Source organism: Terrimonas pollutisoli, from assembly GCF_029360765.1.
In the GTDB taxonomy this organism is placed as follows: Bacteria; Bacteroidota; Bacteroidia; order Chitinophagales; family Chitinophagaceae; genus Terrimonas_B; species Terrimonas_B pollutisoli.
Map to the genome: position 1 here is coordinate 144,462 of NZ_JARKNA010000005.1, position 22,914 is coordinate 167,375.

A 22,914-nucleotide genomic window follows, 5' to 3' on the forward strand; every position below is an offset into this window, starting at 1 on the left:
TGATGGCCTTCTCGTTCGGAGAAGGTCGGGATGAGGCCTTAATGATCGTACGGACACCCCTTTTCTTTTATATGTCTTTCAAAATCCTCTTTATAATATTTCAATGCGCTTTGCAACGGCTCCATTGCTCCGGGAGCTAATGCGCAAAAAGTATTGCCGGGACCAAGCAGTTCACCATGCATTTCTAATATCTCAAGATCTTCCGCTCTCCCTTCTCCTTTTTCAATGCTTAATAAAATTTTTTCTACCCACGGTAATCCTTCACGACAGGGGGTACACCAGCCACAGCTTTCCTGCGCAAAAAAATGTTGCAGGTTGTGTACAAAACCAACGGGACAAGTGGCATCATCCATCACTATCATAGTGCCAGTACCTAAACGGCTGCCTGCAGCAGCTACAGATTTAAAATCCATTTTGACATCGAGATGTTGTTCCGTTAAAAAATCTGTGGAAGCGCCACCAGGCAACACCCCTTTTAACTTATAACCATTCTTCATTCCTCCTGCATGTTCTTCAATTAACTCTCTCATGGTAACACCCATTGGAAGTTCCCATGCACCGGGACGGTTTACCTTTCCACTTACTCCATAAATTTTTGTACCACCATCTTCACTTTTACTTAAACCTTTAAACCAATCGGCGCCATTATTTATAATATGCGAAACACAACAGAGGGTTTCTACATTATTCACGATGGTGGGCTTTCCAAATAATCCGCTCACCTGCGGAAAAGGAGGTTTGGCCCTTGGGGTAGCTCTTTTGCCTTCCAGTGCATTTAATAAAGCAGTTTCCTCGCCACACATATAGCGGCCAACACCGGTGTGTAAATACATTTCTAAACTGAAGCCGCTGCCGAGAATATTTTTTCCGAGATAACCAGCGGCGTATGCTTCATCAATACTTTTCCGGATCAGTTGAGCGGCTTTGCGATAAGCCCATCTCAAAAAAACATAACCGATATCAGCCTGGATGGCATAGGCAGCCACAATCATTCCTTCGAGCAACTGGTGCGGATTTCCTTCGAGTAACAGCCGGTCTTTAAATGTTCCCGGTTCCATTTCATCTGCGTTGACAATAATATATTTTGGATGCGGCGCATCATCACCCATCGGTACAAAGCTCCATTTCATACCTGTGCTAAATCCTGCACCACCACGACCTTTCAGGTTACTATCCTGCACAAGTTTCTGAACTTCCTGCGGCGACATTTTTAATGCCTTTTGCAGGGCTTCATAACCACCCGTTTTTTTATAAGCTGCCAAATCAGGTGGCGCTTCGTTTAAATTGATATGTTTAGTTAATGGCCGTTCCATATACTCAGCCCCTAAAGGGGAGTTTTGAAATATTAATTTTTGAACTCATTCTTTATTTTATCAATTAGCATATCAGTACATTTTCACACCTGCCTGTCGGCAGACAGGTTTGCATATTATTCGTATCGCTTCAAAATATCATCAAGCATTTCTATTGATATATCCTGGTATAAATCCTCATCGATCATTAATGCGGGTGCATGATCGCAGCAACCAAGACAGCAATTGGGCAGCAAAGTGAAGCCCCCATCCCCTAAAGGGGGGTTATTAGTTTCACCAAATTTTATTTTAAGCCTTTGTTGCAATGCCTCATAAATTTTTTGATAACCCATTACATAACAAGAAATGCTGTCACACAGCAGGATCACATGACGGCCAACAGGTTTACGGAAAATAAGATTGTAAAATGTGGCCACACTGTCTACTTCTGCCGGGCTCATTCCCAAATAATCTGCAATGACTTCCACACTCTCATCGCTGATCCAGCCACGATGTTGCTGAACTATCTTTAATGCTTCAATAACGGCTGCTTTTTTATAGGGCACCAGTTGTATTTCATGATCAATTAAATGTAATTCTTGCTCTGAAAGTTTTGTTGTTACTCCAGACAATGGCATTGAATTAATATTTTGATTTTGATCCGACATTAATTTTTCAAACATTATATACTCTCAATTACTAAAACCCACCCTGGTCACTTCAATTTTATAGTTTCTTAATTCGCAAATCCGAACATTTGCACATCAGCACATTAACGATCAATATCCGCCAATACATAATCCACACTACCCAATATCGCTAACAGATCAGCTACGGTGTATCCTTTGCTGATATACGGTACCATCTGCATGTGCGGGAACGATGGGGCACGGATGCGAACCCGGTATGCAGCCGTGTTTCCATCACTAATTAAGTAATAACTATTGGCTCCTTTGGTAGCTTCAATGCAACTCATCGCTTCACCAGTTGGTATCACCGGTCCCCAACTCACATTGAGAAAATGTGTGATCAGTGTTTCTATATCCTGCATCGTGTATTTTTTAAGTGGTGGTGTCGTGAGCGGATGATCAGCTTTATAATTTCCTTCCGGCATATTATTGAGACATTGTTCTACAATACGAAGGCTTTGCCGCATTTCTTCTACTCTCACAACGGCACGGTCGAAGCAATCGCCGTTTTGTGCAGTAGGAATTGCGAAGTCAAACATTTCATAACCGGAGTATGGTTGCTTTTTGCGGAAGTCCCAATCAAAGCCACAGGCCCGCAAGCCAGGACCGGTGACGCCCCATTCAAATGCCTCTTCCAAAGTATAAATACCAATACCTTTTGTACGGGCTTTGAAGAGACTGTTGCGCATTACCATATTATTGTATTCGCGGAGTTGCCCAGGGAAATATTGTACAAAATCCCGCACAAGCTTATCCCAGCCTTTTGGCAGATCCTGCGCTACACCGCCAATGCGAAACCAGTTGGGATGCATGCGTCCACCACAGATAGCTTCAATGATATCGAATACCTTTTCACGATCAGTGAACATGTAAAACACGGGAGATAGTTGTCCCAGGTCCTGTGCAAAGGTGCCAAACCAAACAAGGTGGCTGTTGATGCGGAATAATTCACATAACATGACACGAATCACTTTCACTCTATCCGGCACTTCAATGCCAGCCAATTTCTCTACCGCCAATAAATAGGCGAGATTGTTCATTACGCCGCCCAGATAATCTACCCGGTCAGTATAAGGAATATACGTATGCCAGCTTTGCCGTTCTCCCATCTTTTCTGCACCGCGGTGATGAAACCCGATCTCGGGCACAGCATCCACAATGTCTTCACCATCTAATTGAAGTATGATGCGAAGCACGCCATGAGTGCCGGGGTGTTGCGGGCCAATGTTCAGGAACATAAAGTCAGTATCCTCTGTTTGGCGCTCCATGCCCCATTCTTCAGGTTTAAACTGTAATGCTTCCTGCTCCCGGTCCTGCTTTTCATCCCACAATTGAAAAGGCCCCATTTCTGTAGCTCTTGCCGGATGTTCTTTTCGAAGCGGATGTCCCTTCCATGTAATTGGCATCAGGATTCGCTGCAAATGCGGATGACCTTCAAAGCGAATACCAAACATGTCATACACTTCACGTTCGTACCAGTTGGCATTTTTAAAAATTGAAGTAACGGAGGATAACGATGGATACTCGCCCTGCAGTGCAACTTTGAGGCGAATGAAAAGATTGCGTTCAAATGACAGCAGGTGATAAACAACGGTAAAATCTTTGGCAGGTTCTTCTTTTTTTGCTTTGTCACGTTCATCAATACCACAAATATCATAGAGTGAAATAAAAGGCTGATCAATGCCTGTTTTAAGATGCCGGATAATGGCTACCAATTTGTCCTCGGGGATCCAAAATGTCGGAATTCCATCAACAGTTTGCTGCTGGGAAAATGTTTCAGCACCGAAGCGCTGTTGCAAGTGCTGTAATAATATGTTGGTAGCATCCTGCATATCTTGAGTATCGTAAAGCCCGGGTCGCCAATCTTGAATGGCCCATAGTTAATAAAAACTACGGATGTGATTACTTACTATTAAGTCATTCAGACTTCGATCATAATCGTTGAGTTTTTAGAACCGTTTTAATTTTTATATTCCCCTCTTAGCATACCAACACTATATATTGCATCATCAATATATCTAAATTTCATCCACCGGTCTGAAATCCACCATACCCATCCTCTCATCTCTTTTACGATCTTTCATTGACGTGAGTTGTGGTTTGATAACACCCTGCTCACCGATAACCCAGCTCAGGGGACGTTTTTCTTTTCCCACTGACTCACTTAATAACACGAGCCCTTGCATAAAGGCATCAGGCCGGGGCGGGCAACCGGGTACGTATACATCTACTGGTAAAAACTTGTCAACTCCCTGCACTACGCTATATATATCATACATGCCACCGCTGTTTGCGCAACTGCCCATGGAGATCACCCAGCGTGGTTCCATCATTTGCTCATGAAGTCGTTTAATGACCGGAACCATTTTTATAAACACCGTTCCGGCAATTACCATTACATCGGCTTCTCTCGGTGTTCCTCTTATCACTTCCGCACCAAAGCGGGCCACATCATATTTACTCGTAATGCTGGTGGCCATTTCTACAAAGCAGCAGCTTAACCCAAAATGAAAAGGCCACATAGAATTTCTGCGGCCCCATGCCAGCAGACTCTGCATCGATGTAAGCATAATACTTTTGCTGACTGCATCTTCCATGCTGCCTGTGCCTTTTATATTTCCGGCAGAATCGCCTGGTTTGCTAAGCCACCATTTCATACCCCTATCCCCTAAAGGGGAATTTTTTAATTTATAAATGTCAAATATTAACCATCAACAATGGCAAATGGTTAATAATTGTTGAATACCAATAGTCGCCTTAGATAAGATTAATTCGCATATTTTCACATTTGCCTGTTTGCATATACTACTTCATTATTTTCTTTTTATAGGCTTTCAGTATTTTTTTTGCATTTGGCCCAACATCCAATGCTCCTATACCCCACTCATATATTAAAACCACAACCAGTTGCCCGATGAAAATGGCAGCGCCGATATAACCCGGCCATCCTAATTCATAAAAGCCGAGTGCCCACAGCATAATAAATACTGTTTCTACATCGAAAATCACAAATAACATGGCGACAAGATAAAATTGAGCGGAGAATCTCAACCTTGCAGAACCGGCCTGTAAAATGCCTCCTTCATAAGGTTCATCGGTGGCTCTGTCCTTGTGATGCTGACCCAATATATATGACAGTGAAAGAATGACTGTAAGCAGCACTCCGACCAACGCTGCATACAGCAGCAAAGGCCATAAGGGAATACTAAGAATATTGTTTCCCGGCATCATAAAATACTTTTCATTATTGACAAATACACAGGTACAACCTGTCACTTTCCACAACATTTGGGCCATGTTGTGAAACATGCAATAACTACTAACTATAACGAAGTGTACAAGCAGCTTGCTATAATCCCGCTTAACTGACGATGTAATGCTCCAGGTTTTCAATAATGAAATCCTTTTCATTGATAATATATTTTACTACATCACCAATGGATATAACACCAACCAGTTGATCATTATCGATTACGGGTAAATGTCGAACAAATTTGCTGCTCATTAATTGCATGCATGCATCAATGCTGGTATCAGGACTTACAAACAAGGGGCGTTCAGTCATGATGTCCTTTACATGTGTTTCTCTGGAGGAGCGTCCTTTGAGAATGATTTTGCGGGCATAGTCACGTTCGGTAAAAATGCCGATTAGCTTTCCGTTATCAACTACAACCAGGGAACCCAGGTTGTTATTTTCAAGTTCCTCCAGTGCTTCGTACACAGAACTTTCAGGGCTGACAGTATAGACTGCATTACCCTTGGTTTGCAGAATATTTCTTACAGTACCCATATCATATGGCTTTAGAACACTATTAAGTTAAGTTAATTTTAGTAAAACAAAAAGGAAAATATTTCCGGCCTTACTACTATTTTTTATACCTGCGCAAATAACATTGTATTAACCTGTGACGAATAAGTGTGGTGTATCGGTTTTGTAGTGAATATTATCCATCCGTTCATTCATTGAAGTTTTGCCCGAACTTTAAAAGTCCCTGACCATGAGTCGCAAGCTTTAACCACAAGTAATAAAATGGAATTGTACAAACAGCTGCTCAGCACACCCTGAAAATTATTTCCCCAGCCCCGTCCAGTTATAAATAATAAAAGCTATTCCATAAGCGACGAAGCATCCATATGAAATGACTGGTGATGCGATAAATAATAGTAAAGTGAACAAACCAAATGCAACAAGTGCCAAAGTAAACCATTCTCTCCATCCCCTGCCATTCTTAACCTGCACCGGGAATTCCATTTCACTCAATGGCAATGCAAGTGATAAACAAAGCAAACCGGCATAAAAAAAATTGTCTGCATACACGGTACCCATCACTATTCCACTTGCCTGTGAAAGGACCAGTATGGCAAGCCCTGTTATCATAGCTGTTACTACTGCGATAGATGACCAGCGTTCGGTGATGGTTACTGCATATTTTCCATCCGGATGAAAGAGCAACATAAAGTTGGCAATAGAATTAATTGTCCATGACGTAACGACAAACAGCAGGTAAACAGCCAATAATATCCATGCCAGGCCCGCCGTGCTTTCATTTCCTTTTGTCAGGCTGATCAATACCCGAAAAACAATATATAATGCAACCGGCAAAATGGTCTGCAGGTTTTTGCCTTTGTTATGCACCCAAAAACTATACTGTAGTAACCAGCGGTAAGGTGGAAGTTTCGATTTCAACGCTTCTTTTAATCCCTGTTTGGATGAGGCGTGATTAGGGTCCAGTCGCAGGGCTTCACGAAAATGTTTGCCAGCTTCCTGGTGCCGGCCTTTTTCCAGGTAATTCCAGCCAACGGTGGCATGCGTTGATTCATTATCCGGATCCTGCGCCAGTGCATTCTGCATGGTTTCAATCGCATCATCGGTCCGGTTGAGCTTATTTAATGCTCGTGACCTGGCTTGCAGGCTGGTAATATTTTCGGCGTCGATAGCTAAGCCTTCATTCGCCTTATCGAGTGCTTTTTGAAATTCTCTTTCATCAATTAATACATAAGCCAGCAAACCATAGTATTCAGCGACCCATGGATTTAACTGAACCGCTTTGTTTAAATTATCAATGGCAGCAAAGGACTTATTGCTTTGATAATATCCAAAAGCCAGCAGATAGAAATAAAAGCTGTTATCCGGATCCAACGCAATGGCACGTAGTATTACCTCAATCCCTTCTTCAATTTTTTTCTGATCAAAATAGCAACGGGCCAGCAAGGATAAAGCATAATCATTTTCCGGCTCCTGTTCCAATGCCTGTTTGATGCTTGCTTCCGCATCACGATGACGGTCTTGCTGCAATAAAAGATCGGCACGATCAAGCAGTATACTTACATCCACCATATTTACTTCCTGATTTTTAAATACCTCAGAATATCATCATACAACCCGGATTCATTTGCATACAATGCATAATTACGGGCAGAGCCAAACCATTCCGTCACCGTAGAACGATGTTGCTTTAATGCTTTCAATAAGTCTTTTGTACCAAGCGGCTGTATTGATCCTTTTGACATGGACTCCCGGAGTTTTTCCTCTATCGCAATGTCCAGCAGTGCTTTCAAATCGGCACCGGAATAATCAGTGGCGGCCTGTGCTACTTTTTTTATATCAACCTCGCCAACAGGCTTTCCTTGTAACAACGAGTTAAGGATTTCTTCTTTTGCTGCCGTATCGGGTGGTTCTACAAATATGATACGATCAAAACGACCTGGCCTTCTGAAGGCCGGATCGACGCTCCAGGGTGCGTTGGTAGCAGCCAATATCAATACGCCTTCGTTGTCTGACTCTACGCCATCCATTTCCGCCAGAAACTGGTTGATGACATGTCGCATGGCTGATTGCTTCAGGTCGCTGCGACTGGCGCCCATGGCGTCTACCTCATCAAAAAACAATACACAAGGAGCATTGCGCCGGGCCGTTTCAAAAATTTCGTGAAGATTTTTTTCACTATTACCGATCCACATGTCAAGGATATCATGCAGACCTATATTAATAAACTTTGCATTTATTTCGCCGGCCGTTGCTTTGGCAATATAAGTCTTGCCACAACCCGGCGGACCATACATTAAAATACCGCCGCCGATCTTTTTTCCAAATGCCTTGTACAGATCAGGGTTTTTCATTGGCTGAATGATCTTCATGGAAATTTCTTCCTTCACCCGCTGCATGCCGCCAACATCGGCAAATTTTGTTTTGGGTTTTTCCATGAAATAAGCATTGCTGTCATCACTTTCGTCCTCCCAATCGCCATTACCCGCATGCTGCATAGTTGGCATTCGCAGAAGCGAATCAATTTCCTCGTCTTTGAATTCAGGATTGACTGCAATCACCCGCTGGTATAGTTCAACAGCTTGCTGAAGGGAGTTTTCCCTGACCAGGCATTTTATAAAATAAATCTGGTCGGTTGGTGGAAGTTGATGCTGCAACTGCTCATAAATAATGATAGCTGCAGAATATTTTTTTGTATGAAAATAGCAACTCGCCAATCCCAACTGGGCCTTTGTATTTCCGTAGCTTCTATTAAGAACCTCCCTGAATTGTTCACCGGCCTCTTCATACATATTTTCTGCCAGCATCAACTCTGCAATATGAATACGCAACGGCACATTCTCGGGCGATACAGCCAGGGCCTCCAGTAAATTTTTTATGATCTCGTTTGTCATAGACGGACTAATACAGCATTCTTACCTTGATTGTCTCCTTTACTTCTTTTAAAAGTTGGAGGGCCTTATTAGAAAGTTGTTTATCGACATCCAATACCACGTAGCCAATATCCTCATTGGTTTTTAAGTATTGACCAACGATATTGATATTATGTTTGGATAGTTGGGTATTGATAGCTGATAAAACGCCGGGTACATTATTATGTATATGCAATATCCTGTGCGAGCCTTCCTGCGGTGGTAAGGCCAGTGCAGGCACTGTATGCGAGCCAAAAGTGATACCCTTTTCGAGATAATTAAATAGTTTGATGCTCACATCCTCGCCGATATTCTGTTGTGCCTCTTCGGTAGAACCACCAATATGGGGTGTCAGGATGACGTTGGGAAGATCCTGCAGCGGCGTTTGAAAACGATCACCATTTTTTTCAGGCTCCCAGGGAAAAACATCGATGGCAGCGCCACTGATCGCTCCTTCTTCAATTGATTTTCGCAAAGCATCAAGGTCAACTACTTCACCTCTTGCGTAGTTGATAAGTATCGAGCCTTTTTTGAAGTATTTCAGGTTTGTTTTATTGATCAGGTTTTTTGTCTGGCTGGTTTCAGGCACATGCAGGGTCACTACATCTGATTTTGACAATACATCTTTCAATGTTTTTCCATCGGTAGCGTTGCCCAATGGCAGCTTGGTTTCCACATCGTAAAAAATAACCTTCATACCCAATGCCTCAGCCAGTACGCTCACCTGGCTGCCGATATTACCATAACCAATGATGCCTAAGGTTTTTCCCCGCAATTCATAACTGCCTTTTGCATCTTTCATCCAGATGCCTTCATGCGCAGCTTTGTTTTTATCGGGAATACGGCGGATGAGCATGATAGATAAACCGATGACCAGTTCGGCCACCGATCTTGTGTTGGAATAGGGAGCATTAAACACTACTACCCCCTGTTTGGTGGCAGCTTTCAGGTTTACCTGGTTTACCCCTATACAAAAGCAGCCGATTGCCTGTAGCTTTTTAGCGGCTTCCAGTACTTTGGGAGTGATTTGGGTCTTGGATCGAATGCCAAGAATATGAACATCACTTACTTCTTTGATTAATTCTTCTTCGGTCAGCGCTTTGGTAATCTTTTCTACCTGCGTATAACCCTGTTGTTTAAAGTTTTTTACGGCGAGATCACTGATGTTTTCCAGGAAGAGTATGCGTATTTTTTCTTTTGGATAGCTAGTTTTTTCTTTTATTGACATACTGCAAATATAACTATCACGTTATTAAGATAAATTAGCGCATGTGGAAAACTTGGGGTTTGGCCTCATTTCTGCATAAGATAATTTCGTTTAAACTGATCTCTATTGAAAACCATTTTTTACATTCTTGGCCTGTTGGTAGTTATCTATGGTTGTAACGATGCATCTTCTAAAAACATCGCTGCGTTGGAGGAAGATTCTCTGCAATACTATCCCCCTACCCCCAAGAGATTAAGTCAGCAGGAATTTCGCCAGTATCAACGTGAGTTATCGGCTTTTTTTGAGTCGCACTTACTGAAACGTGGGTTTAACGGAAGTATATTGGTGGCCAAAGACGGGGCGGTTATTTATGAAAAATATGCCGGTTTTGCAGACCTCCGTAAAAGAGATTCACTGACCAGCAACACCCCCTTGCATATCGCCTCCACCGGAAAAACACTTACAGCAATGGCTGTGTTAAAATTGGTGCAGGAGAACAAACTTTCGTTAGACGATTCTATTCAAAAATTCTTCCCTGATCTCCCCTATCCCGGAGTTACTGTAAGAATGTTGCTGAACCATCGCAGCGGAATGCCCAACTATGTTTATTTTTTGGCAAATGTGAAAGAGTACAAGGATAAATATGTGACTAATAATGATGTCTTAGCTTATCTGTACGATAAAAAACCTGCCCGCAGCTTTACCCCTAATCGTCGTTTCAGCTACAGCAATACCAATTTTGTCTTGCTGGCATTAATCATTGAAAAGATATCGGGCCAAACTTTTTCAGCATTTATGAAGGAGAAGATATTTACGCCGCTGCAAATGACTAACACTTACGTTTTTTCAATGGCGGATACAGCGAAAGCCGTTCATTCTTTTAATCACTATGGTGGCGTTTGGCAAAATGATATGATGGAAGCTACCTATGGGGATAAAAATATTTATTCAACACCACAGGATTTGTTGAAATGGGACCAGGCACTATATACCGAACAATTTTTAAGCAAAGCATTATTGGATTCCGCCTTCCAGCCAAACAGTAATGAAAGACCCTCGGTTCACAATTATGGCCTGGGCTGGAGAATGCTGAATTTTCGTAATGGCAAAAAGGTGATCTATCATTTTGGCCGCTGGCATGGTTTCAATGCCGCCTTCGCCAGGTTAACCGACGAAAGAGTAACCATTATTATTCTCGGCAATAAATACAACAGTAATATTTACCGTGTAGCCAACAAGGCCTATGATATTTTTGGGAACTACGACCAAAAATATGATAAGGAGGAATATGATTCAGAAAATGACGACAACTTAGGATCCCCCGGTAAATCGGCGGCCATCGCTAAACACGCTGCAAAATAATCACCTGTTTTTTTGAAAATAGTTTCTCACCTTTAAAGCGCTTAAAGGCGCCATAAAGTATTTTCGTAAATTAATTTTAACGAAAAAAATTTAAGCAATTACATGTGTCATTCATCCTGTAAAACGGGATACATGAAACGCCATGTAAGATTTTTGAAAACATAGTGAATGCTTTTGGCGTTCTCCCGACAAAAATCGGGACAGACATCCGGTCCAAAAACAATAAAAAATAAACGGATGAAACTATTTTCGGCAGAACAAATACGCCAATGGGATCAATACACAATCGAAAATGAACCTGTGTCTTCCGTTGACCTGATGGAGAGAGCCGCTACAAAATGTGTAGATTGGCTGGAGCGAAATGACTTTGTTGGTAAACCGGTTCATATTTTTTGTGGCAAAGGCAATAACGGTGGCGATGGATTAGCTATCGCCCGCCTGCTGGCCGCGATGCAATGTCCCGTTACCGTTTACATTCTCGAGTTTGGTCATAAAGGAACAGACGACTTTCAAATCAACCTGGCGAGGCTTCATCAACAGCCTGAAGTCGAAATCCGGTTTATTCAAACAGAAGAACAATTTCATCCCATTAATCCTGATGAAATTATTATTGATGCCTTATTTGGTTCTGGCTTAAACCGGGGTCTGGAAGGGGTCACAGCAAAGCTCGTCGATCACATCAACCAGTCAGGTTGTAAAATTATTGCAATCGATATCCCAAGCGGCTTATTTACCGATCGTTCATCCAGGGGGCAAATAATAATCAAAGCTGACCTTACTTTAAGCTTTCAATGTTATAAAAAAGCATTTCTCGTAGCCGAGAATAGTGAATTTATTGGCGACGTGCATATACTGGATATCGGTTTACATACCGGTTTCTATCAATCGACATCTTCTACACAGGAAACCATTGATGATAACAATGTACGGTCGATTTATAAAAAAAGAAATCGTTTTAGCCACAAAGGAAACTTTGGTCATGCATTGATGATAGCGGGCAGTTATGGTAAAATGGGTGCAGCAGTTCTATCTTCAAAAGCCTGCCTGCGTAGCGGTGTTGGGCTACTATCCTGTCATATTCCTACATGTGGCTATGATATTATACAAACGGCATTGCCGGAAGCAATGGTCATGACGGATTTCAATTCTTCGTTTATTACAAAGCTGGAAGACGATCTGTCAAAATACAAGGCAATAGGAATAGGCCCGGGTATCGGTACCGCATCGGAAACCAGAAACATGCTGAAAGAATTTTTATCCGCTTACAAAAAACCGGTGGTGCTGGATGCAGATGCCCTCAACAACCTGGCGGCTGATAGAGAACTGCTACATCTTCTTCCTGCTGGTTCGATATTAACACCCCATCCAAAAGAATTTGAACGTTTATTTGGAGAAACTGCCGATGAATTTGAAAGAATAGAACTGGCTATCCAAAAAGCCAAAGAACTTAAAGTGATAATTGTTTTAAAAGGTCATCATACACTCATTGCAACACCTGGCGACAAGACTTTTTTTAATACCACGGGAAATGCAGGCATGGCAACCGGCGGCAGTGGCGATGTGCTCACAGGAATACTTACCGGTTTACTGGCCCAGGGATATACTGCCGAACAAGCAGCAATACTCGGTGTTTACCTGCATGGCCTGACCGGCGATATGGCTGCCGAAATGTATTCGATGGAAGCAATGATCGCCGGCGATATTATTGAACAAATACCGGAAGCTTTCCTCCAGCTCTCTATTTAGTAAGTTTATATGTAAAGCCAAATTGTGGAGTGTTTCCCAGGTAAGATGCGGTAAACGACAACCTCCTTTCCGCAAGGTCTTTATTCTTGTGTACATGCGGAACTAAAATGCCTGAAAGCGTACCAACTGCAGTACCAATTAAAATATCAGAAAGAAAATGCTGCCCTCCTCTATAGCGTAAATAAGCGGTAGTACCAGTTGTGATTCCTGCGAGTGTAAATGGCAACCATTTTACGTTTGACTCAGGATGATAATCGTTCAGAACTTTTGCAATAAAGAAAGTGGAGGTTCCAACAAGGGCTACATGCCCGGCAAAAAATGAATTCTTAGCGCCGCCTCTCATTCTTGTGGCCATATCCACATTCGGGTTATAAGCATAAGGCCTGTACCGGTCGGTTAAATAAACGGAACCCGTATATAACAACCCGGTTACAGCCATTGATTCAAGATACAGCGTAGCAATCTTAAAAGCGTCTTTGCGAATCTTTTTGTCAAACATCAATATTACCGGTAGTGGCATGGAACCATAAAATATCATGTTTCCCACATCATTGGCCTTGTCGTGGTATACACTTGCTCCATGCCTGTCGAAAGAAGGGATATTGCTCTTGTCAAGACTTAGTATTTTTTCTTCAGTCGACTTATCCTTGCTGTAAATCTGGCCAAAGGCATATAAGCTCCATCCGGTACCGACTGCTGTTATGGGAATATCAGAGCCGGCTCTTAATTTATAGACGGGACTTTGTCTGGCAACTGGTATAGCCACGACTGGCTGTGTGTTATCTACCGACACCGTTATACTATCTGCTACAATTTGACTACTGTCTGTCTCCTGGCTGATTCCTGATAGGTGGAGTCCTAAGAGTACTGAGATTATAATACACGTCCGCATACTATTGAAAGCACAAGCTATGTGCCACCGAAATTTTAAGCAGAAAACATGATTTAAACAACTGTTTTTGAGTAAGAAATAAATCTTGATGGGGAACTAGTTCCTCATGAAAAGCTATCTACAGATTCAATTTTTGTGTAAAATTGTAAACAAAGACTCTCTTTCCTAAAACTATTTATGAAATACATTATCACCTTCCTTACCTTTTTAACCTTAATTACTAGCTGCAATACTGATAGAAAAACAAATTTTCTTTCGAAACCGGATGATATGATTGCTGATGAATATGTCATCAATATAGATAGGGACACGACGCTTGTAACAAAGAATGGAGCACTTTTTAAAATTCCAAAAGGTTCGTTAGCTACTAATGAAGGAAATACTGTAACACTGGAAATAAGGGAAGCCTATTCAATTCAGCAAATGATTCAGGCAGGACTTACTACACAATCGAACGGCGAGCCGCTTTCAAGCGGCGGTATGATCTACATAAATGCTGCAGCCGGACAAAATGTGACCATCAAACAGGCAATAAAAGTTGCCATACCTACAAACTATCTTGCCAATAACATGCAGTTATTTAAGGGTGAACAAGCGGGAGATGGGGAAATTAATTGGAATAACCCCATAACTCTACCGGAAAACAAGCAAATGAATCAAATTGAACAAGGGAGATTTTTGTTTGAAACCAAATGCACCTCCTGCCATTCAATTGGTAAGGATGGTACAGGACCTGATCTTGCCAACATTCTAAAAAGACCTTACATTGATGCCGAAGATGGCTACCCTAATTTTCATTTTAGCATTTCAAAACACAGTAATAGCGGCGAATTCTTCACTATTGAATCAGGAGAGCGGTATTATCATTTTAGTTATGGGGCATTGTACAATTGTAACATGTGGAAAAGGTATGGCTCAATCGCTACTCTTTTTCCCGACTTAACATATGAAAATATTTTCGGAGTATATAGATATATTCAAAATGAAAGCAATGAGAGGGATTTGCCAATGCCATCCCATGTGGTTTTGGATGATTGCATTGACAGTTGCAAACTTTATAAAGAAAGGGTCAGCAACCTTCAATACGAAAAGCAAATTGCTGAGCAAAAAAGAAAAGGTCTTATTAAGGATAATGGCCCTCTCGTTGATATAACACCTGATTCCACAATACCTGATACTTCAAATATGGCTTCACCTCTTCCCATTGATTTTGAAGAAAAGGTTTCTCCTCAAAATTATGATGCAGTTTACTACCAATTTACCATTGAAAGTTTCGGTTGGTTCAATATTGATGTATTATTAAAAGATGTAAATGGCGTAGAGGAAAGTGAGTTATTTGTAAGAATAATTGGTGAGTACTATGAAAAGGTCAAAGTCTTTCTGATTATTCCATCCGCCAAAGTTTACGGAGAAGGCGGGCCGGCGGAAAGAAGCCCAAGTGAGTTTGCGTTCTTTTATAAAAATGGTAAGCTGCCATTACCTCAAAATGTCAAAGCATATATAATGGCTGTAACAGAAACGGAATCAAGCATAGCATTTGCTTTAAAGGAATTTACAACAGGACGACAACAACAATTCGATATATCCTTAAAAGCTGCAACAAAAGAACAATTCCGCTCGGCTATTCAGAATATCAGCCTTGGCCGGCTTTATATTGGCGTATCAGATTCAAAAAATGCCAGGGCCATAAGACAAACCGATATTGAAATAAAGAATATTGATGCGGAAATAAAAAAAACAGAAACTCTTAAACCAAAAGGATGCGATTGTGACTGTGGACAACTAATCTTCGAGCCTTCAAACACCATCGCTTTAGATTCAACTACTAAATAAACTTAATCAATAGCGGACAGGACCCTGAATGAGGCGTCGCAACCAAGGCCCAATCAAGGCGTTGCAACAGGTTGCAGGGCTAGCAAATTCCCAAAATGCAAATTCCCAAATTAAGCTCCCAACCCCTATCTTTGCCCTCCTTTAAATTTTTATTAAGAAGCTACGCTTATGGACAAACTGATCTATCTCGTTCCCATTATGGGCATTATCGGGTTGTTGTATACCCTTGCCAAGTTTAAGTGGGTTGAAAAGCAGGATGCGGGAACAGACCGTATGAAAGAAATCAGCAATTATATTGCTGAAGGTGCAATGGCATTTTTAAGAGCTGAATGGAAAGTATTAGGTTATTTCGTAGTTATAGTTGGCATTTTGCTGGCAGTAATGGCAACTGCTAATCCCCATTCTCATTGGGCGATTGCAATAGCCTTTGTGATTGGTGCCGTATTAAGCGCTACCGCCGGATATATAGGTATGAAAGCTGCCACGAAGGCTAATGTACGTACGGCCCAGGCTGCCCGTACAAGTTTAAGCAAAGCATTGAATGTATCTTTTACGGGTGGTGCTGTAATGGGCGTAGGTGTTGCCGGTCTTGCGGTATTTGGTTTGGGAGGTTTATATATCGTATTAAAATATTGTTTTGCTCCTGATGCGGCGCTCAACTCGGATGAAATGATCCGTACGATCGAAGTATTGACTGGCTTTTCATTAGGTGCAGAGTCTATTGCTCTTTTTGCCCGTGTAGGTGGTGGTATTTATACAAAAGCCGCTGACGTAGGCGCCGACCTCGTAGGAAAAGTGGAAGCCGGTATTCCTGAAGATGATCCAAGAAACCCTGCTACCATCGCGGACAACGTAGGTGATAATGTGGGTGATGTTGCTGGTATGGGTGCTGACCTTTTTGGTTCTTATGTTGCTACTGTATTAGCTACAATTGTTTTGGGACAACAAACAAGAATTATTGATGAAGATACCTTAGGCGGTTTTTCACCGGTTGTGTTGCCAATGTTGATTGCAGGTGTCGGTATCTTGTTTTCTATTATAGGTACATTATTCGTTCGTATCAGTGACTCTGCCGGTATCAATACCAATACCGTTCAAAAAGCATTGAACATGGGTAACTGGGGATCGATAATATTAACAGCTTTTGCAGCCTTTGGCCTTGTTTATTGGCTGCTTCCCGAAACAATGGAACTGCGTGGCACCTTGTTTACCAAATGGGGTGTAATGGGTGCTATCGGCGTGGGTCTTTTGGTAGGCGCATTGATGAGTATCATTACTGAATACTATACTGCCATGGGTAAGCGTCCCGTATTATCCATTATTCGCCAATCATCAACAGGTCATGCAACGAATGTGATCGGAGGTTTGGCTATCGGCATGGAATCGACTTTTTTACCAATATTGGTTTTGGCTGGTGGTATCTGGGGTTCTTATGAGTGTGCCGGTTTATATGGTGTAGCTATTGCTGCGGCCGGTATGATGGCCACAACAGCTATGCAATTAGCAATCGATGCCTTTGGACCTATTGCTGACAATGCAGGTGGCATTGCCGAGATGAGTGAACTGCCTGCTGATGTGCGTGAAAAAACCGATGTTCTCGACGCAGTAGGTAATACAACCGCTGCAACAGGTAAAGGTTTTGCCATTGCCTCTGCTGCTTTAACAGCGTTGGCTTTGTTTGCAGCGTTTGTTGGTGTTGCCGGAATTACGGGCATCGATATTTATAAAGCGAATGTATTGGCTTGTTTGTTTGTCGGCGCCATGATTCCATTTATCTTTTCTTCTTTAGCTATTCGTGCGGTTGGACAAGCTGCTATGGCGATGGTGGAAGAAGTAAGACGCCAGTTCAAAACTATTCCCGGTATCATGGAAGGAACAGGTAAACCTGAATATGACAAATGCGTTGCCATTTCAACCCAGGCTTCTATTAAAAAAATGATGCTGCCAGGTGCTATCGCTATCATCTCTCCTCTTATTATTGGTTTTGTTCCTGGCTTAGGTGCTGAAGCATTAGGTGGCTTCCTTGCAGGTGCTACTGTAAGCGGGGTGTTGATGGGTATGTTTCAAAACAATGCCGGTGGTGCCTGGGATAATGCAAAGAAGTCATTTGAAAAAGGCGTGGAAATAAATGGTGAAATGTATTACAAAAAATCAGAGCCGCATAAAGCCTCTGTAACTGGTGATACGGTTGGAGATCCATTTAAAGATACTTCAGGGCCTTCAATGAATATTCTTATTAAATTGATGTCTATTGTATCTTTGGTTATTGCTCCGACATTGTCGCAAATAAGCGGAACACATCAAACACATGCCGAAGCTAAAAAAGTAGAATTAAAAAATGAAAGCGAAACTGCTATGATCAAAAAAGAAAATGCAGTTCAGTATAAATAGTTAGAAGATCTTAATCAGAACCATTATCACATAGTCCCGCTGTTTCTACAGGGGGGCTATTTTTTTATAGGAACTGCCGCACAACACTTGCTTTATAATGAAGCACAAAATTGTTGTAGCTTACAATAGATAACGAGCCTGCCGCAATTTTACAGCATTGATTCGCTTAATTCCAGCAAAATGAGTCCGGGAAAAAGGAATGCTTCATCAACAGGATTGTTCATCCAGCCTTTTTGGGCCGGGTTACTAACTTTTGTTTTACTGGCTTCCGTTACCGCCTTCCTCACCTATCAGAGGTATAAAATTGTTGCAAATGAGGAAAGGGAAAAGGCATATGATGTAACAGAGTCAGTGCATAGCCGTTTGTCAACAGGACTTCAATATAGTTTGTCAGCTACACAGGCCATGTCTTTATTAATCGATCAAAATGGTACTGTACACAATTTTGATTCTATTGCTCCTCTTATTTATAAAACACATAAAAACATTGATGCCTTACAACTTGTTCCTGGTGGTATTATCAAATATGTCTATCCAACAGAAGAGAATAAGGAGGTGATCGGGTATAACATACTGGAAGATCTGACACGCAATAAAGAAGCCTATAAAGCCATCGAAAAAAAAGAATTATTCTTTGCCGGTCCGCTTGAGTTAAAACAAGGTGGAGTTGGTGTAGTAGGCAGACTGCCTGTTTTTATTAATAATAATTTCTGGGGATTCTCGGCTGTTGTTATCCGGCTGACAACGCTGCTAAACGCGGCGGGCATAGATACTACCGGGAAGTCAGGTTACTATTTTCAGCTATCCAAAATCAACCCGGACACCAACAAGGAAGAATTCTTTCTTCCGCTGAGAGGTTTTTCAACAAGCCAATATGAAGCGTCTGTATCAGTTCCTGACGGGGAATGGAGACTGTCGGTTGTACCGGTCAAAGGTCACAAGGCTTTCCTGGCAGCTATGCCCGTAGCCATTTTAGGTCTTATATTATCAATACTGGGAAGCATATTCGCCAGCTATGCCAGCAAGACACCTTTGCGATTAAAAAAATTGGTGGACGAACGAACAGCTGAGCTGGATAAAAGCGAAAAAAGAAATAAAGCGATCGTCAATGCGCTTCCCGATATGCTGTATGTAATCGATAAGGAAGGACGCATTGTTGATTATAGTAACACTATCGGGCTGCAAACGCTTATGAGCCCTGAACAATTTATGATGCGAAAGGTAGCCGAAGTGCTTCCCCAGCCCGTAGCGTCTAATATCATGAGGTTTGTTGGCAAAGTTTTGCGTACAGGCCAGGTACTGAGTTATAGTTATCAATTAGAAGTTGATGGGTCCATTAGAAGTTATGAAGCGAGATTTGTACCCCATCAAACAGATGATGTATTGGCCCTTGTAAGAGATACAACAGAAGCAAAGAAAGTGGAGATGGAACTGATACAATCAAGAGAAGATCTCCGCCTGCTTAGCAATCACCTGGAAAACGTGAGAGAAGAAGAAAGACTACATATTGCCCGGGAAATTCATGATGAACTGGGGCAACACCTGACTGTATTAAAAATGAATGTTTCGTTACTCGATAAAAGCATTGCGGGGAACGATACCAGGCTCTCAACAGAATTTAATAAAGTACTCGACCTGATCAATGAGATGGTAAAAGCGGTAAGGAAAATATCCCACGAACTGCGACCGAATGTGCTGGATCAACTAGGTCTTGTACCGGCAATGGAATGGCATAGCAGGGATTTTGAAAAAAGAACCGGGTTGAAAACAACGTTCACAACCGACTTTACAGAAATAACCCTGGCAGATAACAAGCGTATAGGTCTTTTTCGCATATTCCAGGAATCTCTTACCAATATTGCCCGACACGCCGAAGCTACAAGGGTCGACATCTCTTTAAATATCCAGGAAGGAGAAATTATCATGCTTATCGAAGATGACGGAAAAGGATTTAATACTTCTCTTGTTGAACACAAAAAAACGTTGGGCCTGGTCGGTATGCGTGAACGGGCCATCATGATGGGCGGTACTTATATCATTAATAGTTCACCCGGAAATGGCACCATTACCGAAGTAGTTATAACGATCGAACAAAAGCTGAACGAATAAAATTATACCTGCCTGTAACCTTTTGTAAGCAGCTCCGTTTCATAGTTAATCACTGTTAAAAAAAATTAAAAAAGGTTACAGAATTATGTCAATACGAAAATAGTCGTATATTCGACAGGTAAAACTTAAAACCCATGTCAACGATAAAAAGTATAAAACCAACTGAAAGTGAATTAGAGATACTACAGATACTTTGGGTAAAAGGATTAGCGACGGTGCGGGAGGTGCATGAAGGCTTAGCCGCAACCAAAGATGTCGGTTACACTACTACTCTTAAGCTAATGCAGATCATGAATGAAAAAGGCTTAGTGAAAAGAGATGATTCAATGCGGACACATGTTTACCAGGCCGCGGTAAATAAAGAAAAAACACAAAAACATTTGCTGGGTAAAATGATCGACAACCTGTTTGGCGGCTCCCCTACTCAACTGGTGATACAGGCTCTGGGCGAACACAAAGCCAGCCCGGATGAGCTTGAAAAAATACAAGCCTTATTAAATGATCTGAAAAAACAATAAAAATGTTTGCATTCGGTCAATCCAACTTTCTGCAGGCATTGGGATGGGCTGTTATTAACAGCTTGTGGCAAATGGCATTGTTGTGGGTGGTTTACCAATTAGCGACTGCTTTATTCAGGAAATTAACTTCCTCACAAAAGAACTCACTGGCTGCTTTCCTTTTGTTTATGGGTTTTGGCTGGTTTGTATTCACCTTTTTTGTTCTACTGATTGAAAGTCCTGTTGCCAGCGTCAGTGCGTTCATTACGATCAATGGAAATGCTGAAGTAAGCTCATGGTTTTCCAGGTTGTTGCCAATAGGATCCATTCTGTATCTTTCTTTACTGATCTTTCCTGTTTTGAATTTTATTCGCAATTACCGCTATGTTCAAGCCATCCGTAGTTCAGGGCTTCTAAAGGCCGAGGTTCGCTGGCGGATGTTTGTGCAGAAAATTGCTGCGCAAATGGGAATAAAGAAAAAAGTGCATATCTGGGTTTCCGAATTTGTAAAATCTCCGGTTACCGTTGGTTATCTCAAGCCAATTATTCTTTTACCAGCCGCAGCTGTCAACCATTTGACTGTTCACCAAATTGAAGCTGTTTTACTGCATGAACTCTCGCATATCAGGCGCTTCGATTATCTGGTAAATCTTCTGACAAGAATCATTCAAACAGTTCTTTATTTCAACCCGTTTGTCAAAGCTTTTTCTAAGATTATTGAAACGGAAAGGGAAAAAAACTGCGATGAAATTGTATTGCAGTTTCAATATGAGCCCTACGGCTATGCATCCGCTCTGCTTGCATTAGAAAAGGCTGCTCATCTCCCGCAATCATTGGCGGTGGCAGCATCCGGAGGAAAAAAGAATGAGCTGTTGAACAGGATTGAGTGTATTCTCGGTATAAATAAAAAGCCAGTGTTTTCATTTAACAGGATAGCTGGCGTTGTGGCTGCCTTATTCTGCTTTGTTAGTTTGAATGCAGTATTATTGTTAAGCAAGTCCGGCATAGAGACAAAACTTAATCCTGGTTTACTGACGGATGCTTCAGGTCCGTTTGCTTTTATTAGTCCGGAAAAAGAAATATACAGCCAGGAGAAAACGCCTTCAATTGAAATCGCCAAAGACCCGGTGGTTAATCACGCAGCTCTCCCGGGCGTTGGGAAAGTAGTTGAAGCCAACAGCGGCCAGCAAGATGCGATCGCTATTCCCGTTTCAAATCCATCGATCAACAGTGCACCGTTTGTCAACGTAAACTATGTTGAGGAGATCATTCCTGAGTTGGACGAAACCGCTGTGAAGCAAGTAGAAGAAGCACTTGCAGCGTCCAAAAAAGTAATGGTGGAAGATCAATGGAAAGTGGTGGAAAAAAGCATTGCGGAAGTCATGACGCAAAATGAAAAAGAAAAACTCAAAGGCGAATATAAAAAGGCTGTAAATAAGATTGATTGGGAAAATATCCAGGACAAACTCAAAATAGCCTACGAGGAAATCAATTGGAATAAAGTCAATGAGCAGTTAAACACCGCCCTGGCCGAAATAAAACTAGACAGTCTTCAACACGCTTACTCAACTGCAATCAGCAATCTCTCCACTATTCAAAAGGAACTAAAACAAGCTAATCAAAATTGTATTCCTGATTCGGATGTTACAATGAAATCGCTGGAACTGCAAAAGAAAGAAGTGCTAAAAGCGCTTAATAAGGTAAAAATAGCCCGGGGAAGAAAGATTGTTCACCTGTAAGAAACATTATTATAGACAAGTCTTGCTATAAATTGATAAAGCCCGGTTTAGCCGGGCTTTTTTTTCAAGATGTTTAATAGAATTGGATTCTCAATTATTTACCCCTTTCATCTCAGCGACGATCAGGTAATTTGGTTATGTACAGGTCGTTTTTACCTTCTTACGGTCGCACCAAAGCCACTCAGCCGTTCTTTAATAACAGAACTAGCCTTGTCAGACTTGGAATACGATGCAAATGTCATTGCTGTTATTGTAGTAAAAAAAACCACAAAAACAAGAGAAACAAATACCACTGCTAAAGGATAACCGAGCCTTTTCATGTAGGATGAATTTTTTGTTAAGACACGCAAAATTGTGCCAAACAACTTGTTCGGAAAAATATTCTACAACCAGAAAACCCTTAAAAATAAAATTGGGTATTTTTACCCTCACTTAAATTAGGGTTTTTACTAAGATGAAGAATCTTTGAAAAACAAAAG

The 22,914-nt window shown here is 41.6% G+C and carries 18 protein-coding genes; 7 read left to right on the plus strand and 11 right to left on the minus strand.

What is annotated here, in order from left to right; genetic code table 11:
* Positions 1–38: 38 nt before the first annotated feature.
* From nuoF to serA, 9 genes are all read right to left on the minus strand, one after another.
* Positions 39–1,313, minus strand: coding sequence for an NADH-quinone oxidoreductase subunit NuoF (nuoF, locus tag P2W73_RS11210; protein WP_276502129.1), 1,275 nt, complete (start codon positions 1,311–1,313; stop codon positions 39–41).
* 116 nt (positions 1,314–1,429) lie between these two features.
* Complete coding sequence (nuoE, locus tag P2W73_RS11215) at positions 1,430–1,930, minus strand: NADH-quinone oxidoreductase subunit NuoE (protein WP_276502130.1); 501 nt, start codon at positions 1,928–1,930, stop codon at positions 1,430–1,432.
* 134 nt (positions 1,931–2,064) lie between these two features.
* On the minus strand, positions 2,065–3,813 hold the full coding sequence (gene nuoC / locus P2W73_RS11220; protein WP_276502131.1) for an NADH-quinone oxidoreductase subunit C/D: 1,749 nt from the start codon (positions 3,811–3,813) through the stop codon (positions 2,065–2,067).
* A gap of 186 nt (positions 3,814–3,999) precedes the next feature.
* Positions 4,000–4,638 carry an NADH-quinone oxidoreductase subunit NuoB gene (gene nuoB, locus P2W73_RS11225; protein ID WP_276502132.1) on the minus strand — a complete coding sequence of 213 codons (639 nt, stop codon included), beginning with the start codon at positions 4,636–4,638 and terminating at the stop codon, positions 4,000–4,002.
* Between the two features lie 148 nt (positions 4,639–4,786).
* Entirely contained in the window at positions 4,787–5,392 is a 606-nt protein-coding gene (locus tag P2W73_RS11230) for an NADH-quinone oxidoreductase subunit A (protein ID WP_276502133.1), read from the minus strand.
* Positions 5,343–5,771 carry a CBS domain-containing protein gene (locus P2W73_RS11235; protein WP_276502134.1) on the minus strand — a complete coding sequence of 143 codons (429 nt, stop codon included), beginning with the start codon at positions 5,769–5,771 and terminating at the stop codon, positions 5,343–5,345. Before P2W73_RS11235 ends, P2W73_RS11230 begins: the two co-directional genes overlap by 50 nt.
* 279 nt (positions 5,772–6,050) lie before the next feature.
* Entirely contained in the window at positions 6,051–7,319 is a 1,269-nt protein-coding gene (locus tag P2W73_RS11240) for a tetratricopeptide repeat protein (protein ID WP_276502135.1), read from the minus strand.
* A 2-nt stretch (positions 7,320–7,321) separates the two neighbouring features.
* Positions 7,322–8,641 (minus strand): AAA family ATPase, encoded by a 1,320-nt coding sequence (locus P2W73_RS11245; protein ID WP_276502136.1) that lies wholly within the window; start codon positions 8,639–8,641, stop codon positions 7,322–7,324.
* A 7-nt stretch (positions 8,642–8,648) separates the two neighbouring features.
* Positions 8,649–9,887 carry a phosphoglycerate dehydrogenase gene (gene serA, locus P2W73_RS11250; RefSeq protein WP_276502137.1) on the minus strand — a complete coding sequence of 413 codons (1,239 nt, stop codon included), beginning with the start codon at positions 9,885–9,887 and terminating at the stop codon, positions 8,649–8,651.
* A gap of 105 nt (positions 9,888–9,992) precedes the next feature.
* On the opposite strand from serA, the gene P2W73_RS11255 reads away from it, so the two are divergent.
* A complete protein-coding gene (locus tag P2W73_RS11255; protein WP_276502138.1) occupies positions 9,993–11,228 on the plus strand; it encodes a serine hydrolase domain-containing protein in 1,236 nt (411 codons plus the stop codon).
* Positions 11,229–11,465: 237 nt separating this feature from the next.
* On the plus strand, positions 11,466–12,974 hold the full coding sequence (locus P2W73_RS11260) for an NAD(P)H-hydrate dehydratase (RefSeq protein ID WP_276502139.1): 1,509 nt from the start codon (positions 11,466–11,468) through the stop codon (positions 12,972–12,974).
* Here the strand turns inward: P2W73_RS11260 and P2W73_RS11265 are convergent.
* On the minus strand, positions 12,967–13,866 hold the full coding sequence (locus P2W73_RS11265; RefSeq protein WP_276502140.1) for a phosphatase PAP2 family protein: 900 nt from the start codon (positions 13,864–13,866) through the stop codon (positions 12,967–12,969). The genes P2W73_RS11260 and P2W73_RS11265 overlap by 8 nt on opposite strands.
* A gap of 177 nt (positions 13,867–14,043) precedes the next feature.
* On the opposite strand from P2W73_RS11265, the gene P2W73_RS11270 reads away from it, so the two are divergent.
* The 5 genes from P2W73_RS11270 (at position 14,044) to P2W73_RS11290 (ending at position 22,435) form a co-directional block, all read left to right on the plus strand.
* Complete coding sequence (locus P2W73_RS11270; protein ID WP_276502141.1) at positions 14,044–15,699, plus strand: c-type cytochrome; 1,656 nt, start codon at positions 14,044–14,046, stop codon at positions 15,697–15,699.
* Positions 15,700–15,867: 168 nt separating this feature from the next.
* Complete coding sequence (locus tag P2W73_RS11275) at positions 15,868–18,090, plus strand: sodium-translocating pyrophosphatase (protein ID WP_276502142.1); 2,223 nt, start codon at positions 15,868–15,870, stop codon at positions 18,088–18,090.
* 180 nt (positions 18,091–18,270) lie between these two features.
* Complete coding sequence (locus P2W73_RS11280; RefSeq protein WP_276502143.1) at positions 18,271–20,199, plus strand: histidine kinase; 1,929 nt, start codon at positions 18,271–18,273, stop codon at positions 20,197–20,199.
* Positions 20,200–20,333: 134 nt separating this feature from the next.
* A complete protein-coding gene (locus P2W73_RS11285; RefSeq protein WP_276502144.1) occupies positions 20,334–20,717 on the plus strand; it encodes a BlaI/MecI/CopY family transcriptional regulator in 384 nt (127 codons plus the stop codon).
* A 2-nt stretch (positions 20,718–20,719) separates the two neighbouring features.
* Positions 20,720–22,435 (plus strand): M56 family metallopeptidase, encoded by a 1,716-nt coding sequence (locus P2W73_RS11290; protein ID WP_276502145.1) that lies wholly within the window; start codon positions 20,720–20,722, stop codon positions 22,433–22,435.
* A gap of 152 nt (positions 22,436–22,587) precedes the next feature.
* Here P2W73_RS11290 and P2W73_RS11295 read toward each other — a convergent pair whose 3' ends face one another.
* Entirely contained in the window at positions 22,588–22,755 is a 168-nt protein-coding gene (locus P2W73_RS11295; RefSeq protein ID WP_276502146.1) for a hypothetical protein, read from the minus strand.
* Positions 22,756–22,914: the final 159 nt, after the last annotated feature.

Bases quoted from the DNA above. Each gene is read 5' to 3' on its own strand.
- P2W73_RS11295 (WP_276502146.1), bottom strand. From the start codon at position 22,755: ATGAAAAGGCTCGGTTATCCTTTAGCAGTGGTATTTGTTTCTCTTGTT.
- P2W73_RS11290 (WP_276502145.1), top strand. From the start codon at position 20,720: ATGTTTGCATTCGGTCAATCCAACTTTCTGCAGGCATTGGGATGGGCT.
- nuoC (WP_276502131.1), bottom strand. From the start codon at position 3,813: ATGCAGGATGCTACCAACATATTATTACAGCACTTGCAACAGCGCTTC.
- nuoB (WP_276502132.1), bottom strand. From the start codon at position 4,638: ATGAAATGGTGGCTTAGCAAACCAGGCGATTCTGCCGGAAATATAAAA.
- P2W73_RS11230 (WP_276502133.1), bottom strand. From the start codon at position 5,392: ATGAAAAGGATTTCATTATTGAAAACCTGGAGCATTACATCGTCAGTT.
- P2W73_RS11235 (WP_276502134.1), bottom strand. From the start codon at position 5,771: ATGGGTACTGTAAGAAATATTCTGCAAACCAAGGGTAATGCAGTCTAT.
- P2W73_RS11260 (WP_276502139.1), top strand. From the start codon at position 11,466: ATGAAACTATTTTCGGCAGAACAAATACGCCAATGGGATCAATACACA.
- P2W73_RS11275 (WP_276502142.1), top strand. From the start codon at position 15,868: ATGGACAAACTGATCTATCTCGTTCCCATTATGGGCATTATCGGGTTG.
- P2W73_RS11270 (WP_276502141.1), top strand. From the start codon at position 14,044: ATGAAATACATTATCACCTTCCTTACCTTTTTAACCTTAATTACTAGC.
- nuoE (WP_276502130.1), bottom strand. From the start codon at position 1,930: ATGCCATTGTCTGGAGTAACAACAAAACTTTCAGAGCAAGAATTACAT.
- P2W73_RS11240 (WP_276502135.1), bottom strand. From the start codon at position 7,319: ATGGTGGATGTAAGTATACTGCTTGATCGTGCCGATCTTTTATTGCAG.
- nuoF (WP_276502129.1), bottom strand. From the start codon at position 1,313: ATGGAACGGCCATTAACTAAACATATCAATTTAAACGAAGCGCCACCT.
- P2W73_RS11265 (WP_276502140.1), bottom strand. From the start codon at position 13,866: ATGCGGACGTGTATTATAATCTCAGTACTCTTAGGACTCCACCTATCA.
- serA (WP_276502137.1), bottom strand. From the start codon at position 9,887: ATGTCAATAAAAGAAAAAACTAGCTATCCAAAAGAAAAAATACGCATA.
- P2W73_RS11285 (WP_276502144.1), top strand. From the start codon at position 20,334: ATGTCAACGATAAAAAGTATAAAACCAACTGAAAGTGAATTAGAGATA.
- P2W73_RS11245 (WP_276502136.1), bottom strand. From the start codon at position 8,641: ATGACAAACGAGATCATAAAAAATTTACTGGAGGCCCTGGCTGTATCG.
- P2W73_RS11280 (WP_276502143.1), top strand. From the start codon at position 18,271: ATGAGTCCGGGAAAAAGGAATGCTTCATCAACAGGATTGTTCATCCAG.